The following is a 17297-nucleotide window of genomic DNA, read 5'->3' as shown; positions in this document are numbered from 1 at the left end:
CTTCACTCACCCCTGAGCTTGTATGGGCTCAATGCGTCTAACATGGCTGAGCCGAAGAAATAAAACGCCATGCTCAGCAGGACTATACCAATTCCAGGTGGCAATACCCACCACCAGGCGAAGCCATTTACGAAGGATATGTTATATGTAGCATAACCAAGCATGTTTCCCCAAGTAGGGAAACCTGAAATTCCGAGCCCTAAGAAATCTAGACCCGATTCGGCTAATATTACCCCAGGTACGTCATAAGCTAACTGGGCAAAGAGTATACCCATCAGGTTAGGGAGTATATGCTTGAAAAGAATTCTAGTCCTTCCCTCACCTAAAGCCCTTGAAGCCTCAATAAACGTTCTGTTCTTGAGAGAAAGTGTCTGTCCTCTTATAATTTTTGCCGTACCTGGCCAGGACAATAGAGATATTATGAGAAGTATAAGCAATGGCTTACTTATGTTGACTATAGTACCAGTTACATCGAAAATACTTATAAGAACTATAAGTAACGGTAATCCAGGTATTAGGAGGAAGAAATCTGTTAACGCGTTAAGTGAAAGATCTGTAAACCCACCTACATATCCGGCTAATAAGCCTATCACAAGGCCTATCCCTATAATTAAAACAGAAGCCACTACTGAAAGATATAGGTCAAACCTCCCCCCATACACAAATTCAGCGAATACACTGGCTCCGTTATCATCTGTACCGAGTAAACCATATTTATATCCCTGTGATTTATATGTAGGCAAAGACATTATGAATGTCTCCTGCGTGTTACCTGTATTGTTGAAAGAGACTACTATATAGTAAGTTCCAGGTTTAGGTAATGCATCTGCCGGAAATTCGTATGCAGCCAAAGCCTGCTTGGACGAAGGAAGAGTAGAAACATACGGAGAATTACCTACATTAATTTCTTGCGAGTTAAATACTATAAAACTTGCTTTCCCTGGAGTAATCGAGACAGCTGGCGGAAGTGGAAAAGGTAGTGGGGATAACTCCATTGCATATATGTTGTTAAAATATAAGTTTATGATGAAATTTTCAGAATTTGGAGATAAAAGCTTAAATGAGACAAGTATATTATACGGGTGGCTCCAGTTCCAAATTAAAGGAAAAGATACATTCACTGTTTCATTCGGAGGAACTAATACTTTTATATATGAAGAATTAACCATTGTTACATAATTACTATTGGAAGAACTAAACTTACTAAAGGTAAACATTACGTTTGGGGGTAAGTCCTTATATTGTGGAAATATCGAAGCCCAATAGGGAACGGCATAAGGTGCAGCTATCTGTTGTTGGGACGGTAAATATGGATTGTTATATTGTGTCAATACAGGAGCAGCTAAAGACAAAATAACAAAGAACCCAATGATTATTATTGAGAACACGAAGGACTTTTTAGAAAACAGATATCTAATTGTCTTGTTCATTCGTACTTCACCCTAGGATCTATAAGCGGATATAACAGGTCTAACGCAAGTAGGATAATAATAGCAAATAGGCTTATTATGTAAAAATCTCCCTCCAGTAGAGGCACATCTAGGTTTGCCGCTGCGTTTACTAATAGCCTCCCTAGGCCAGGGATATTGAATATGTCCTCAATAAACACTACGCCCGCAAACAAGAAGGCTAAGTCGATGCCTACCCTAGTCACTACCGGTATAATGGCGTTTCTTGTGACGTGTTTATAAAGTATCTTTCTATCGCTTATACCCCTAGCTCTCAGATAGTTAACAAAGTTGCTACCCATTAACTCTACGCCATTATTTCTAAACAGGATATTTCTAACTCCATAGCTTATAATGGTTATAAACAAAATTGGAAGAGTTAAGAACTTCATCAAGCTAACCCAGTACGTAAAGCCTTGAAGTGCCATGCCATTACTAGTGGTTATTGCCTGTGCTATATTAGTTGGAAATATGTTTAGGTAGAACCCTAGGATGTAAAGTAGTATTTCGCCAAGCCAAAATGCTGGGATGAAATAGGTCATTATAGCTGTAAAGCTAATCACACTATCACCTATCTTACCCTGCCTGGATATGGAGTAAAGGCCTAGTACTACTGCCAAAATGGTACTTAAAATCAAGCTTGGGACTACCAAAAGTGCAGTTACGGGAAACCTTTCCACTATTAACGTCAATACTGACCTATCATAATGCATGGATATTCCCAGGTGGAACGTTAATAGGGACTCAATGTAAACGAAGAACCTCTCCTGAAGTGGTAAATTAAGCCCGAATTGTCTATCAAGCGCTTGCACAAGCTCACTTCTTGGGAGTCCTTTGTAAGTTAAGGGTACATAAAGTTCAGCAGGGTTAATATGGTAAAGGGTGGGTAAAATTTGGAATATGAAGAAGTTGAAGACGAGGATGCCAAATAATAACACCAACCTTTCAAATACTCTCTTCAAGATATACCTCTTCAGGCCTGTTATTCGAAATCCTCTTCTAGCCTCCTTGTTGTCGACGGCTGTTGAGGAGCTCATCTTAATTCCTGATACATTAATACTCCTCGCCTTTTAAAAACTTTGTCACTGCAATGTCTATATTCATATATGGTCTGTCAATATTAGAAATAATATCTATGTAAATATTATACATACAAGCTCTACTTGGTTAAACATAATATATCGTACTATTAGGTTAAAGTTCATGTAAAGGAATTATGAAAATATGTATTTTTGATAAATTATTTTTAATGTATCAATAATTAAAAACGTATTATTACAAATCTTTTCTTCTGACAAATGTTTAACGCTATGACTTCCTAAGTTTCATAAGACACGCAAAATAGCTATTATGAAAACTTATGTTAAAAGATATAGTCTATTGATAAAAGATTAATACCCAATTGACAACTGTTTTTCCAGGTCTGATATAATGCTAAGACCCTTCAACGAAAGCAAGAAGAAATGGCCCAACGGTAAAAAGATACTTATAGGCCTAACGTTGCTCGTGGTAGTTATAGCTGTAATAGGGTTTTATCTTTATTATAATTCCTCATTACTCTTTAACCCTCCAGAGGTGAAGGTGATAGAAGGTACGTATACTCTAAATGACGTAATAGCAGTGAGTAATAACGTAGTCGCGTTTGCTGGAGCTAACCTATCAAACAACATATCAGAAGGAATTGCGGGAGAATATTTCCTCCAGAACTCCTCTTATTTATTTTTTAACTTGGGAGAATACTTGCAAGATGGGACAATATACTCAATAGCATATAACGGGTCTTCATTCTTGCTTGCTGGAGCGCAGAGTATAAAAGAAAATAATGTAACAGTGCTTCAACCTGAGGTAGTGCTTTACACAAATGGTAAGGCAATTAACATATCTAAATTAATACCTGACACCTATACCCCTGGTCAAGCTTATGCAGCTTCATGGACTGGTAGCTACTGGTTAGTAGGAGGAAGTTCACTTGTTATAGAGGGGACAGCACAGTACAACGTACCTTTTCTGGTAAAGATCTTACCGAATCTTACTTCTATAGACCTTACTCCAAAGCTACCTAACTATTTCTATAGCCCACTTAGTGTAGGCTCTGGAATATATACTGTATCTTCTCATAATGGACAGTTCCTGGTTGGTGGGAGTCATCTTTTTAATTATAGTGTTACGTTATTTAACGGTAGTTCCTTCCAGAAGTATCCACAAGATCCTGGATCTATACTGTCTTCAGTCTATTCTCCTGAAGGATGGATAATAGGGGGTTACAATTACAGCTCTAACCCTAACGTTTCGTTAACTATGCTGGGCGTAGTTAACGGGAGCGATATAGACTTTATTAACCTAAAGTACTCCGTAGGGATTGTTGTTGCAGTGGGTTACGGTGATGATACATACGTAATCTCCCTAAGGGTACCAGCAATAAATGAAGGAACCGGTACAGCTTCCGAGGAGGGCATTATATTGATGGGGAAGACACTCACCTCCCTTTCAGAGATATATAGTGCGACTAACACAAGCATTAATTCAGTGACCATAGCGGGGAACCATTTGGTAGGAGTAGGCTACACAGTGACTAATCAAGAGCGACATGGGATTATTTTGATCCTTAGGATGACGTAAGGCTCAAGATTCTCGGACAACGTAGATGTGGGACAAAGAAGACAGATAACTTCGCCATTATCAATTGCTAGAGAACATGATGTACCTAAACACATTCTTTAATCAGAAACAATTTCCTACATGTAAACTAATTATCATTTTAATTCTAGCCTTGAGGTACCAAAAGTCATTTTTTAATGACTTTAAATTAAAGAAGAGTCTTGTTTTAAATAATTTCTTTCAATTTTATCAAAGTATATTCGTCGTTTAATATTCTCGTTATGAAAAGATTTAAATAGATTACTATTAAAACTTATTATACGCAAGTGATTAAGAAATGAAAAAAATGTTCCTTATTATAGGTCTTTCTCTGATTTTAGCATTTTTAATAGCAATACCAATCCAAGTTTCGGGATTTGCAATTGCAAACTTCAACGCCCCTATACTTAATCCCTCACAGGTAATATACAACGAACCTTGGGTAGGAACTATTGTGTACACATATGCATATAGTACACATACAGACGAGTTCAATGCACTCCTGGACGGTAAGGTCGATTTTATAACTCTTACACACGTGTCAGAGATCCAAGAACTAGAAAAAGCTCCTTATAATAACACTGCGTTTTTGGCCATAGCCCCAGCAGAAAGCTTCGCACAGGTAGCATTCGCTTTCGGTAATAACTTAACAGCTAACTTATACTTCAGGTACGCTATCGCCTCTCTGATAAACCCACAGAACGTAACCTCTTACGTCTTGGACAACGGAGTGCTAGGCACGGATTACCCCTTCTTCGTAAGCCCATCACTACAAGTTTACAAGGCTTGGTTTAATTCTCAGGTTGAATCATACTACGAGCAGTACCAGTCCTATAACTTGACCAGAGCTATAATGTACCTCGAGAGAGTACCTGGAATAACACATGTAAATGGACAGTGGTACTACAATGGACAGCCGTTAAAACTTACCTTCTATTATACCTACCCACCAGAGACACTAAAGAAGTTCGCTGACCTACTCCAGTCTTCAGCAGCTGCTATTAACCTAACTATCGTACCTGTGCAAGAGACCTTTGCAGCATTAGAAAATCAAATTCAAACTCCACCTTATAATGACTTTAACATGAGTACATTCGGATGGACAAACATAGGACCGTTCCCCAACTCTTGGATGGACGGTATATATACATCGCCAGCCAATGTGGCAGGGTTCTCAAATTCTACCATTGACGCTACATTACAGAAAGCCCTTAACGCACCAACTCTAGCTCAAGAGATAGCCTACACAAAAGAAGCTGAACTTCTACTACAACAACAGCTTCCTTACGTCATTTATGTCTGGTCCAACGCGATACAAGCTGTCTACCTGCCAGGCTGGGCCGACTATATATACCTACAGTACGGTACTCCTACATATGCTATAAACATAATGGATGTCCATCCTACCAACCAAGCCCTTAACGGAACATTCATATTCTCTTCTATTACTAGCGGCTTCCCAAGGCACATAAACATTTATGCGAGCGTGAGTGTATATGCCTTTAATACCCTAGATGATATGTACGACTCTCTGGCCATTACTAGCTTCGCTAACGAGACTCAACTCATGCCTTGGGTAGCGTCTTCTTGGACCATAACGTCACCAGTAAATATGACTCTGCCGAATGGCGATAAGATAGTAAATGGGACTATACTCACGGTAAACTTGGTACATAACGACACCTGGATAGACGGTTATCCTCTTACTGCGTATGATGTAAACTTCACAGTCTGGTACTATGACCTGCCAGGAATGATGGGTACTAATACATTTGACGGAGTCCACTTGAATTATACCTACTTATCTCAGGAAGACTTCATTAATGGAGACTTATTCGGAACTATAACGGCATTAGTATGGACAAACGTAACTAACCCGTACCAGATAGTATTCTACCTAAACTCTTCCTCTTATGTTAATGATTACCTAGTATTATCAGAATACCCCATAATGCCTTTACATGCAATAGGACCAGTTAATGTTGTGACACTCTATCACAGCACTCTAGCCCCTGAGATTTCTTCTGGTCCATACAGGTTCGTTTCCTTGAATGAGGAAGCAAAGACAGTGACAGTTACTTATAATCCTTACTACTTCAGGATAAATCCATCTATCTTTATGCAAAACGTTACTCAAGGTCAAACCTACACATTCACCGCTAACTTTACTTACTACACCTGGGACGACGCAACATCATCTCTAGTCCCACACCAAGTAAGTAATGGCACTGCAACCATGTGGCTTAACTACTTGGAGGTACCTGGAAAAAGCTACACTAATGCTACACCTCCAATGCCCATGAAGATGGTAGCTCCTGGAGTATATCAAGGATCGATAAACACTTCTAACCTAGCTCCTGGAGTGTACGAAGTAGTTAGTAAAGTAACCTGGAATAATGGTGCCAATGAGCTGTTCTACTATGGTTCAATTAACGTAACGAAGCCTCTAACCACTGTTCCCCCAGCCACTAGTTCAACAGCTCCACCTACCAGTTCAACAACTACTTCAACATCATTACCCTTAACAGCCATAGTTGCAGTAATAGTCGTAGTGATAATAATAATAGCGGCTGTAGTGATATTGAGAAGAAGGTAAATTAGACAAGGTATCATCGAATTTTTTCCTTCTTAGTTTTTCTTGCTTAAGATCTCTTGCTTCTATGGTAATTACTCAAAGGGATTATCGATAAGCAAATTCTATGATATCTAGAGACCTAACCTTAGAATACTTCTTATGCCTAGACTAAGTTTAGGAGATATTAACTCTTCGTACATAAAGATAACATTATGAATTAACACACCTTTAATCGAAAATTTTCATATCAGAAGCTTTACCGTCAATTCTTATTACCAATCAACTAATAAGAAATTCTTATGATTGTAGGTTTTTCAGGTAAACTCTACAAGAGATATGACGGTGATGGAATAGATCTCATTAAAGAAGTCGTAGATGAAGCGTTAGATATGGCAGGACTGGAGTACAAGGACATAGACGGAGTGCTATCTACCTTTGGAAGAGGGGGGTTCCTTGGAAATAAGAGCTTCATAAGTGGTTCAGATCAACTGAGCGAATACTTAGGAATAAGAGCAAGATATCTCGACAATATACAGTACGGAGGACCCTCAGCGTTAACCATGATTTACAGGGCTTACAAAGCAATCAGATCAGGTGAAGCCAATACTGTGCTTTGTGTTCAGGGTGGGAAAATATCACAGTTTAGAGATGGACTAGTGACTCCACAAAAGACAGACTTCGTGGACACTGCCTTCGACGAATTCATAAAAGTGTATACTCAGATGTCTCCCATATCAGATTACGCTATGGTTGCTTATAGACACTCTAAGTTGTTTGGAACCACGGATGAGCAAAGGGCATTGGTCTCCGTGTCGCAGAGGTACAACGCCATGAGTAATGAAAAGGCTATGTTTAAAACTCCCTTAACTGTTAAAGATGTCCTCAGCTCCAGAATTGTCTCTTATCCACTTCACCTACTAGAAATAGTTTATCCTGTTGACGGTTTTCACGCATTCATCGTGAGCAAAAAGACCTCTAAATCTAGTCTGAGAAATGTGGACATATTAGGATATGGGGAGGCTCATTGGTCGAATCCACCTCCAGAGTGGGAAGACATAATTTACACTCCTGCTGTTGAGAGCTCAAAAATGGCGTCGTTTAACTTAAACAGGGTCGATGTCTTTGAGTTATATGACTCATTTACTATAACAGTTATGCTTCAAATGGAGGATATAGGCTTAGTTGAAAAGGGTAAAGTGGGGAAGTTTGTGGAATCGAATGACCTCACATATAAGGGCAATATACCCTTAAATACTGGCGGGGGATCTCTTAACACTGGACAGCCTGCATACATGAGTGGAGGAGTTATACTGGAAGAGGCTCTTCTCCAATTGAATGGGATGGCTAAGGGAAGACAAGTAAAGGATGTTAATACCGCCTTCCTAAATGGTATTGGATGGTGGAGTAGAAGACACTCAGTAACGTTAGTTTTAGGTGAGAAGAAGTGAGATATGAGGAGTTAATTAAAGCGTATTTTGACAGTTTTGAAAGTGAGAGATTACCCTACATTAAATGTACCAAATGCGGTAAGGTCTTTTACTACCCAAGGACGTTCTGCATCAATTGTAACAGCACTGATTTACAGGTGAAAACAAGTGAAGGAAAAGGGAAAATATTCACTATGACTAAGTTCAACAATACTATCTATGGAATAGTTGAGTTAAAAGAAGGATTTAGATTATACACTAACATTATTGATGAAAATGGTAAAGCGGACATAGGAGTTGATGTGGAGGTAAGGTTTACAGTTGGTAATGGTGGAAAGAAGTTCCCAGTATTTAGGGTAGTCTGAGTTTAAATCCTCAAATAGAAAAGAAAACAACTAATCCATTAAGCCTTGACTTTATTTTAAGTCACTTTATTCTCTCAAATTCTTCATAGAACTTTAGAGCGTGCTCTATTGCCTTATAGTAGTTGTCCACTGTTATGTTTTCATTTGGTGCATGGGCATTTGAGGACGATGTTCCTGCTCCTATGGCACTCACAATCTCGTCAATACCTAGGTCGTAGAATATCCCCATTGGCTGGGTACCTGCAGAGTTTGGTATCACCACAGGTTCTACTTTGTACACCTCTTTTGCTGAACTGATCATCGCTCTAGCCACTTTAGTCTTAGGACTAGTTCTAACAGGTTTTTCTAGCCCCATGTCTATAATTTCCACCTTCGGATCGATCCTCTTCACATGTTCAACTAGTTCATTGAAGATCTTCTTGGGGTCTTGTTTAGGCACTAAGCGGAAGTCCATCTTAACGTATACGTGTGATGGTACTATAGTTTTACTCCCCTTACCGATGTAGCCTGAGTATATACCGTCAATATTACATGTGGGCTCGGTAAACAATGCCTTAACTACCTCTTTTCTCTCTTTATGCTTTAGAGCATAAGCTCCCAATGACTTTCGTAATTCCTCGACATCCACATCGTATTTGTCCAACAACTCCTCCACATCCTTACTGATAGGCTCAATCTCGTCATAAAATCCTTTGATCTTTACCTTCTCGCCGTCATATATTGAGTTTAGTATTTCTACCAATCTCCACACTGGGTTATAAACGATCGGTGCATTTGATGAGTGAACATCCCTCTCCCCTGTCCTAACCCTAATTTCAACGTAAACTAAGCCTTTGACTCCAAGGACTATCATTGGTCTGCCTTTGGTATCAAGTCCTGCACCCTCCATTATTACAGCATCAGCCTTTAACCTGTCCTTGTTTCTGTCTACAAAATGATGTAAGTTTATACTGCCTATCTCCTCTTCCCCTTCAAAAACAAACTTGAAGTTAAGCTTTCCCTTATACCTGGAGAAAGCCATGAGCCTAGCCATTAGAGTCCCTTTGTTATCAGAAGCCCCTCTAGCGTAAATGTAGTTATCCTTTACCGTAGCAGAAAATGGATCATATTTCCACTCATTTAGAGGATCGACAGGCTGGACATCATAGTGATTGTAGACCAATAATGTCTTATCTCCACCATTATTAGCCTCTCCATATACAACAGGGTGACCTGGTGTCTCCTCAATCCACGCATTAATCCCCAAGTCTCTCATGAAATCCTTTAACCATAACGCAGTGTCCCTTACCCCTTCCCCTGTAGCAGAAACTGAGGGATGTTTTAAAAAGTCCAAGAGATTTTTTAATGCTTTTTCGTTTTCCATACATAAATATCTGTGAAGAGATAAATAAGCATGATTTTAAATTTAAACTCTTTTTACTAATTTTAAAAGAAATTGCGGAGAGACCTCAATAGGCAGTGTAAATTTCTTAACAACGTGCTTCTCTTCATGGGCTATTTTCATCTTTTCCATAGTTGCGTGTAAAAGATGAACTTAAACGTTTCTCTAAAACGTCTATTTCTCGTTGTACTTCCGTTTAAATCTAAGATTCCTAAAGTAAATACACGTAAATAAGAATGTATTAATGTCAATTACATAGTCTTACTCAGCATTTTGTTATAACAATGACTTGGCAGTCTCGAATATTTCTTCTAACATTTCTATTGTTAGTCTTCTTGTCCTAACATTCCTAGGGCTAGGGTGATAAGAACCTATCAAATAAACTATGTTTCCATCTTTCACTAGTTTAACTATTTTCCCGTGACTGAATTTACGGTCACCGTTCAATTCGTATCCTTTACTCTTAAACAGATTTATGAGAGAGTCCCAAGCTACCTTGCCCAAAGCCACGTAAACTTTAGCCTCTGTTAACATTCTTGTCTCTTCCTCAAGGTACGACATACAATTTCTGATTTCTCCTGTAGTGGGCTTATTCTCAGGTGGAACACACTTTACCACTGCAGTTATGTACACATCATTAAGTTTTAGTCCATCATCACGCGATACAGAATATGGTTGATTTGCTAGTCCAGTGTCGTAGAGAGCTTTAGTGAGGTTGTTTGAGCTTTCGTCCCCCGTAAATACCCTTCCTGTACGGTTACCTCCATTTCCCGCAGGCGCCAAGCCGACAATCACAATTCTGGAACGAAGGTCACCATTGGGAGGAACTGGTTTCCTCCAATAGTTTTGTGGAAAGGAATTCCTATGCTGTACTAACCTGGGGCACTTACTACAGGATAGCAGACTTGATAAAAAATTTTGATAACTAGACATAATATGATACTGGCATTACTTGAAATAAATGTTTTTGACTACATAATGGAACATCTGTGATTGCTTACCTTTACGTAGATACAGGGTAGTCATGTGAAAAGTAGTGTTCTAAATCCTTGTGGCTATATATGTTACTCCCTAGTGATGAGGTTTCTGAAACTTATGCTTAAGCTACAACTATGATCCACTTGTTTACCTCTTAAGCATTAAATATTCTAGCGAGAAAACCTAACAGTTTGATACTACTCTAATCTACCAACTTTTTGACCACATTGTATAACATTAATGAAGTTTGATATACTAGTGCAACTGATCCCACAAGGATAAATATATCTGGAATTAGCATTGGGATATTGAGATTAACATATCTTATAAGTAAGAATGAGGACGTAGCGTACATACCCATAGGGAATACAGCCCCCCAGAACTGTGGATCATATACGAGTAGAGGTACTCTGTTTATCACATGCTTCCATATTCCCATATATATGAGCCATGGAATCCACCAAGTTCCTGTAGACCATAACAGTATTATAAACGTTAGAACGATTGTCCTTAAATCTCCAATATATGCTGACTGAAGGTTAACCTCGTTTAAGTAAATGAGGAGATCTATACCGGCCAACGCACTCAATGCTGCTGCGCCAGTGATTATCCAATACGAGCCTGAGGCGTCTTTAGGTTTTAGACCCTTAAGTACAATTCTTCCTAAAATAAGGGAAGTCATAACTATGTATTGGGCAACACCTATAAAGAATAAGATCAGTGATAGAGTGTAAAGGTAAGTATGGAAGGGTGAAAGTATTGAGCCCAAATCCACCACGGATTGTGTGGAGGCTGGGATTAATTCCCAAATACCGTTAACATACTCTATATTTCTATCATTAATGTTGAAGGAAATTGCTGATAAGACCGCATATTGGTAAAAGATCCATAGGATCAATCCGAACATAAAGAATGCATATGCTAAACTGTAATCTTTGAAAATCAACATATACTCTGAGCCAATTGTGTTGGTTGCAATTACCTTTGATAAGAAACCTGGGCTTCTGCCTAAATCTTTTAACTCATTTAAATAACTCCGGGGGTAGTAAACCCACCTAATTACTGTAATCACCCATAGTGCGAAGTATATAACATTACTCAGATATGATAATAAGTAAGATAAGACGTTGTAATTGTATAGAAAAAATGCTATTGAAAAGATACCAATCGCCATTACTGAGGCAAAATATGAGGGAAGTAATTTAGAGGATTCGATTTTCAGCTTACTCCAAAAAGACTGCACATTCTTATTTTGATGATAATACTGATAAAATTTTATTGAGGAGGTCTATCGTTTTATTTACTCCAGGGACTCTTTTCACTTATAATCTGAAATTACCTCAGAAGTAATGAGAAAAATTAAATTTAGTTCAACAAAAATAGTTTTATATTATTATCTCATGAGCTTATTAAGCTTATTAATTGAGTCAGACTAGGTAAATTGGAGTTGCTTGCGCCTATATAACTTATGTAGTACACACTATTTCCTTTCAGAGCATACAAGGACTCAGATAGCCCGTGGGTGTAGGATGAAACTAAGTAACCATCAACACTCTGTGGACTGCTCAGAGCGTTGCTGTAGAAGAAGTCTGATGCCTGTGAGACTGATGGAAAAGTGTACTTAACAACTATTAACACGTCTCCTGAGGAGTCATATAGCGTTTCAGATGTAGTATTGCTTCCCACGTGAAAACTCTGGATGAACCAACTTCCTCCTAATACACTACTAACAGCACTACTTGAAATGAACGGGTTCCTACCCACGAGAAATCCAGAGGTACCAATTATCAAGACCGCTAAGACTATTAAAACCGGAATAATGACATTCTCTCTTTTCATTATCACTCAATATAATATACGCAAATATCATTTAATAACTTTTCTCTTTAATCATTAAAACTAGTATAAGTATCTAAAGTTTTTATATAATATACACATATCTTAACATGTTAAAAACTAAGATATCAAGTTGGGGGGAGATAAAGATTATACCATTTCACTATTTTTTGGTATCCGGAATTCAGTTCTATATACTTGACATAAAAGCCTATGGGCAAATATACACATAAGTTACAGTTCCATTTAGGTTGACATAACATATATATGGTGAATAGTTAGTTTACATGAACTACATTTAACTTCTAACTTATTACTTCAACTGGAATTACTTACAGATTTTTGCATGACCAAAAATGTGAGTACATACTTTTTACGTTTCTGTTAAAAATAGGTCTAGAAATCCCGGGCTTACTTAGAATAAAATTCTCAAATTTCACAATAGGAGGGACAAGTTATTTATTAATACTATTAATGAAATTCCTGTCCCGACTAGTAAAACCATGTCCATTTTAGTGTACTTGTAAAGCATGTAGACTGCACCCAATACTCCCACTTTAATAAGCAAGAAGATAACGACAAATAATGAAAACGGAAGTGTTGAGTATAGTCCACTTATTAGAGGATTACCTTCAACGAGCCCTTTAGATAGACCAATGACAGTAGTCAAAACGTCCAATGTCATCAGCGTACTTAAAGGATATATCAGAAATTGCTTCATGGGATTATTTTAGTTCATTTTCCTTAAAAATACGATATATAAACTTACATGCATTTATGTTCAGATATCTACATTTATATTTTTCAAAAATATCATTTAATAAAGAAAATGAAAAATATAATAGATTAAAGAAGAATACGAATGGACTAGTGTAGCGTTATTGATAGCCAACTCTTTTAGGGTAATAACGTTGGACAGTCATAAAGAGTGAGAGGTCAGTGGAAATTTCCCCTAAGTCATGTTAAAACTTATGGCTTTTATATTCTCTTAGATATACTTCTATATATGTGGATAAAAGACCCAATTGACCTCATCTATTTTGAACATTGCGTCTTGAGGGTGAGGTACTCCATTGGTTTATCTCTATTAAACGACGACGAGAAAAATGCCATTAACGTAATAATGACAACCCATGACTTCGTCGTTAACTGGCATGCTAAAATTGAGGATAAATATATCTTCCCTCTGTTTGGTGAAAAAGCAAAACCTTATTCCAATGATCACTTGCTTATTGAAAGGTATGGAAACTCAGCCATTCAACAGAGAAATGTAGAGTGGATAAAAAGATATGTGAAGATAGTGTTGGACCATAACCTAAATGAAGAGCGTAATATCTTCATAGACAAAGTTCAAGCCAAAGATATTATGAATGCAATACTGAAGGAAATGAGGAATTATCCCTCCTATGAGGAGATAACTGGGCTGAAAATTGACTTTGAATAGGTACCACGAGTCAACTAACTATAAAATAAAAGCTCACACACCCGTAAGTTTAAGGGTCGGTGTTTTATAATTATAAATACTGAAGTTCATTTATGAAAAGCTATATCCCTATCCTGAGTAATGAAACAAGAAGAGCCATATATTCAGAAGTTTTAAAGTACCTTCCTCCAGTAAGAGTCAAAGAGATAGTGGGTGAACATACTAAAACCTATTTTTGGAGTAGCAGAGCAAAAATCTCTGATGAGACAATAGAAAAGTTAATGCAAAATCTTCCTCCAGAACTGAAATTGAGAATACTTGATATGATTGAATCTGAGATTAAGATGGTTTTAGAGCAAATAGAAGATGAGAAAAGGAGATTGAGAAATCAAGCATGACAATATGGAGGTTTCATATTTCACTTTAATCCATGATCATCTTTGCCCTTAATGAGGGTAAAAGCTTTCCTGAAGAGATTAACGTGTTAGAAGAGTATACGATTCTTAGACTTCTAGCTTAATGTTGTCATATCCTTAACCCGCATACAAATTTTATTAATTTAGATTCTCTAAATTATATTGTGCCTAAAGAACTAACTCCGTTAGAACAACTACAGTTGCTTATTCCAGGGTATAGAGGGTATAAAATCAAGGATTTGATAAGGCAAGATGACTTTCTGATAAGGCAGTCAACAATAGCAAAACTACAGAATACAATAAACAATTTATCAACCATAGAATCACAAATTGCCTCCTCTAACCCCTTTTCACCTATCCTGAAACGCATAGAGTCCATAATTTCTGAAATTAGAACCTTAATAGGCATGATCCAGTCTTCGCAAGGAGGAGGAGCAGATATTTATGCGCGATATAAGATCCAGACAGAGCAACTAGATGAAATAGTTAAGAATGACTTACAGATGATATCTATAGCTGATCAAGTTTATAATCTATCCCTTTCATTGGACAACCTTGAGGGAATTATCCCTTTATTGGGACAAATTCGTCAAGTAATAATTTCAAGACAGAAGTTGTTCTTCCCTGCAGAATATAGATAGAAAACTTTAATTGTTGCACAAAATAAGTTTATAAGATGAGTATATGTCCATATCAATAAGGGGTCAAGTTATATCAACCGAAATGGAAAACGGAACTTCGTTCATGGCTCCAGATGTGATTATTTTTAGATATCCCAAAGAGAACATCACTTCAAAATCACTAATAATCGTTCAACCAACAGAGCAGGCTGTTGTACTTATACAGGGGCAAATCGCCGCTGTCTTACCTGCTGGAACTCATAATATACAATCTCCACAAAACCCACTTTCAAACATCTTATCAAAATTTAAATATAATACATTACCTTACGACACTATTGTCTACTTTGTCTCCCTTACCAGACATGAGGTCAGAGTTTCAGGTGTTAGCCAAACTGATGACCTAGTCCCTTTAGAATATGAGGTGGCTGTGTATTACAAAGTGTCAAACCCAGGACTCCTAGTGACAAACATACAGTTTGCCTCTCAGTATTTTAGAGATGGGGAACTTGCAAATTACATTTCTCCGATAATTGACCAGGAAGTAAGCCAAGTACTTAACCACGTTAAATTGGTGGACGTGTTCAAAAAGTTCGCAGACATTTCCACTGCAGTGACAGCAGGGTTAAAGACTTTTCTAGCTGAAATAGGTGTTGATTTAATATCAGTAAGAATAACAAAGCTAATCCCACAAGATCCTGAATTGAGAAGGATTCTGCAGTTAAGAGACCTGGGCATAGAAGTATATGATGCAGTCAGACTAGGGCTGGCTAGGATTTTAGCTGAGAGTAGAGACCCATCTAGCGTAAATATGGCTCTGGGAGTACCATATTTCCCACAGCTCTCAAGTCTAGTATTAGGTAGCTACTTCCCATATGGCTTACCCCCAACTGGTACACAACAGCAACAACTTCCACAATTACAGACAGTTCTAAGACAGGTTTTAGGAGGAGGTAGTCAAAGTAGTGAGACCAGCAACAAGTAGACTATTAGGATGGAATATAATAGCTGGGATAGGCTATTCTTTTATTTTAACAATTGCCATGTTTATCATATCGTTAGTGATAAAGGCATTTTATCCTCCCACAAGTATACAAGTTTCTCCTATAATTTCACTTTACATTTCACCTGCTCTAGGTATTATACAACTAATTTTACTTGGATTATTTGGAGCTTTCGTGAGCCCCATCAGGACAAGTGTTGCGGAAGAGAGCTTAAAACAGGTAAGAAAGTTAGGAATATATACTGTGATAGGTTATTTAGGTTTCTCATTACTTCCTTACTTATTTGTTGTACCATACCTACAAACTTACATCGGATTAGTAATAGCTTTTAACATCTTAAATGGTGCCTTCTCAGGGACTTTAACCTCAGTCTTATGACAAAATATTAATAGATAACGAGACAAGGACTCACTTGAGCTATTTTTATTACTAAATACGAAATAAAAAATAATAAACTAAAAAATATCTTCACACTACCTGGCTAACCCCACATATAACCTGGGGCTGACGAGGAAGACGATGTGGACGTGGTAGTTGACGAAGATGGCAGTGTAATAGAATTGGAGATTATAGCATATGGAGTGGAAATAGTACTTGAAACTATTAAGTCAACCCACATGCCGTTTTTTGCATGACCTGGAAGTCCACACGCTATCCAATAGTATCCAGCTGGAATATTCTCTAGCATTCCAGATGCCTCATTACCGCTTGAAACACCAGAACTGTAGTAGTTGGAAGGACCGTCTCCTACATAGAGTATTATCTTTCCGTCGCTTGATATATTAATGCTATTAGGTATTGGCGTGTTATTCTGCACAATGTTAGCATTATGAGGAAGAGATTCTGTGTTCTTTAAAATTACCATTACGTTCCATCCTGCCGGGACATATATTTTAAGAGAGCCGTCAGAAGTACCATTGAAGTTGAACAGATTAGAGGAAGATGATGAGACAACTAGATATATAAAGACTGTCTTATTGTTGGAGTTATAAGGTAAGGCATAAGCTCCTGAGGGCAATGATGAAGATATGGATGAGGAGCTCGATGACAACGAGGAGCTTGATTGCGAAGTACCACTTGAGGTACCACCTATCCTTGTTGCCAAGTATACCACAACGCCGAGTACAACTATTATTACAACTATTATTGCTATTAATGTTGAAGTTTTCATAAATGATGATAATTAG

Annotated in this window: 17 protein-coding genes; 9 read left to right on the top strand and 8 right to left on the bottom strand. The window is 37.7% G+C overall.

The window, feature by feature from the left end:
* Positions 1–2: 2 nt before the first annotated feature.
* Positions 3–1430 carry an ABC transporter permease gene (locus SACI_RS08430; RefSeq protein ID WP_011278571.1) on the bottom strand — a complete coding sequence of 476 codons (1428 nt, stop codon included), beginning with the start codon at positions 1428–1430 and terminating at the stop codon, positions 3–5.
* Positions 1427–2485, bottom strand: a complete 1059-nt coding sequence (locus SACI_RS08425) for an ABC transporter permease (protein WP_011278570.1) — start codon at positions 2483–2485, stop codon at positions 1427–1429. The genes SACI_RS08430 and SACI_RS08425 overlap by 4 nt, the downstream gene beginning before the upstream one ends.
* 394 nt (positions 2486–2879) lie before the next feature.
* On the opposite strand from SACI_RS08425, the gene SACI_RS08420 reads away from it, so the two are divergent.
* From SACI_RS08420 to SACI_RS08405, 4 genes are all read left to right on the top strand, one after another.
* A complete protein-coding gene (locus SACI_RS08420; RefSeq protein ID WP_011278569.1) occupies positions 2880–4067 on the top strand; it encodes a hypothetical protein in 1188 nt (395 codons plus the stop codon).
* A gap of 316 nt (positions 4068–4383) precedes the next feature.
* Positions 4384–6681 carry an ABC transporter substrate-binding protein gene (locus SACI_RS08415; protein WP_011278568.1) on the top strand — a complete coding sequence of 766 codons (2298 nt, stop codon included), beginning with the start codon at positions 4384–4386 and terminating at the stop codon, positions 6679–6681.
* Between the two features lie 278 nt (positions 6682–6959).
* A complete protein-coding gene (locus SACI_RS08410; RefSeq protein ID WP_011278567.1) occupies positions 6960–8108 on the top strand; it encodes a thiolase family protein in 1149 nt (382 codons plus the stop codon).
* Positions 8105–8452: a Zn-ribbon domain-containing OB-fold protein gene (locus SACI_RS08405; protein WP_011278566.1), complete on the top strand. Its 348-nt coding sequence runs from the start codon at positions 8105–8107 to the stop codon at positions 8450–8452. The genes SACI_RS08410 and SACI_RS08405 overlap by 4 nt, the downstream gene beginning before the upstream one ends.
* 61 nt (positions 8453–8513) lie before the next feature.
* On the opposite strand, the gene SACI_RS08400 is transcribed toward SACI_RS08405, so the two are convergent.
* The 5 genes from SACI_RS08400 to SACI_RS08380 all read right to left on the bottom strand — a co-directional run bounded on the left by SACI_RS08400 (position 8514) and on the right by SACI_RS08380 (position 13368).
* Positions 8514–9815, bottom strand: a complete 1302-nt coding sequence (locus SACI_RS08400; protein WP_011278565.1) for a M20/M25/M40 family metallo-hydrolase — start codon at positions 9813–9815, stop codon at positions 8514–8516.
* 294 nt (positions 9816–10109) lie between these two features.
* Positions 10110–10766: a uracil-DNA glycosylase gene (locus tag SACI_RS08395; RefSeq protein WP_080504025.1), complete on the bottom strand. Its 657-nt coding sequence runs from the start codon at positions 10764–10766 to the stop codon at positions 10110–10112.
* Between the two features lie 247 nt (positions 10767–11013).
* The gene (locus SACI_RS08390; RefSeq protein WP_011278563.1) at positions 11014–12054 is read right to left on the bottom strand and encodes a tellurite resistance/C4-dicarboxylate transporter family protein; all 1041 of its coding nucleotides are present in this window, start codon (positions 12052–12054) and stop codon (positions 11014–11016) included.
* Positions 12055–12209: 155 nt separating this feature from the next.
* Positions 12210–12650: a hypothetical protein gene (locus SACI_RS08385; protein ID WP_011278562.1), complete on the bottom strand. Its 441-nt coding sequence runs from the start codon at positions 12648–12650 to the stop codon at positions 12210–12212.
* A gap of 433 nt (positions 12651–13083) precedes the next feature.
* A complete protein-coding gene (locus SACI_RS08380; RefSeq protein WP_011278561.1) occupies positions 13084–13368 on the bottom strand; it encodes a DUF5658 family protein in 285 nt (94 codons plus the stop codon).
* 285 nt (positions 13369–13653) lie between these two features.
* On the opposite strand from SACI_RS08380, the gene SACI_RS08375 reads away from it, so the two are divergent.
* From SACI_RS08375 to SACI_RS08355, 5 genes are all read left to right on the top strand, one after another.
* Positions 13654–14091 carry a cation-binding protein gene (locus tag SACI_RS08375; protein ID WP_230937942.1) on the top strand — a complete coding sequence of 146 codons (438 nt, stop codon included), beginning with the start codon at positions 13654–13656 and terminating at the stop codon, positions 14089–14091.
* A gap of 92 nt (positions 14092–14183) precedes the next feature.
* The gene (locus tag SACI_RS08370) at positions 14184–14468 is read left to right on the top strand and encodes a hypothetical protein (RefSeq protein WP_011278559.1); all 285 of its coding nucleotides are present in this window, start codon (positions 14184–14186) and stop codon (positions 14466–14468) included.
* 182 nt (positions 14469–14650) lie between these two features.
* Positions 14651–15127: a hypothetical protein gene (locus SACI_RS08365; protein ID WP_011278558.1), complete on the top strand. Its 477-nt coding sequence runs from the start codon at positions 14651–14653 to the stop codon at positions 15125–15127.
* A gap of 43 nt (positions 15128–15170) precedes the next feature.
* Positions 15171–16091 (top strand): SPFH domain-containing protein, encoded by a 921-nt coding sequence (locus SACI_RS08360; RefSeq protein WP_011278557.1) that lies wholly within the window; start codon positions 15171–15173, stop codon positions 16089–16091.
* On the top strand, positions 16072–16488 hold the full coding sequence (locus SACI_RS08355) for a hypothetical protein (RefSeq protein WP_011278556.1): 417 nt from the start codon (positions 16072–16074) through the stop codon (positions 16486–16488). The genes SACI_RS08360 and SACI_RS08355 overlap by 20 nt, the downstream gene beginning before the upstream one ends.
* Positions 16489–16591: 103 nt before the next feature.
* On the opposite strand, the gene SACI_RS08350 is transcribed toward SACI_RS08355, so the two are convergent.
* Positions 16592–17281: a sulfocyanin gene (locus tag SACI_RS08350; protein ID WP_011278555.1), complete on the bottom strand. Its 690-nt coding sequence runs from the start codon at positions 17279–17281 to the stop codon at positions 16592–16594.
* Positions 17282–17297: the final 16 nt, after the last annotated feature.

Source organism: Sulfolobus acidocaldarius DSM 639 (genome assembly GCF_000012285.1).
GTDB lineage: Archaea > Thermoproteota > Thermoprotei_A > Sulfolobales > Sulfolobaceae > Sulfolobus > Sulfolobus acidocaldarius.
Note: the sequence above shows the minus strand (reverse complement) of the source record. Positions and strands in the feature narration are given on the sequence as shown.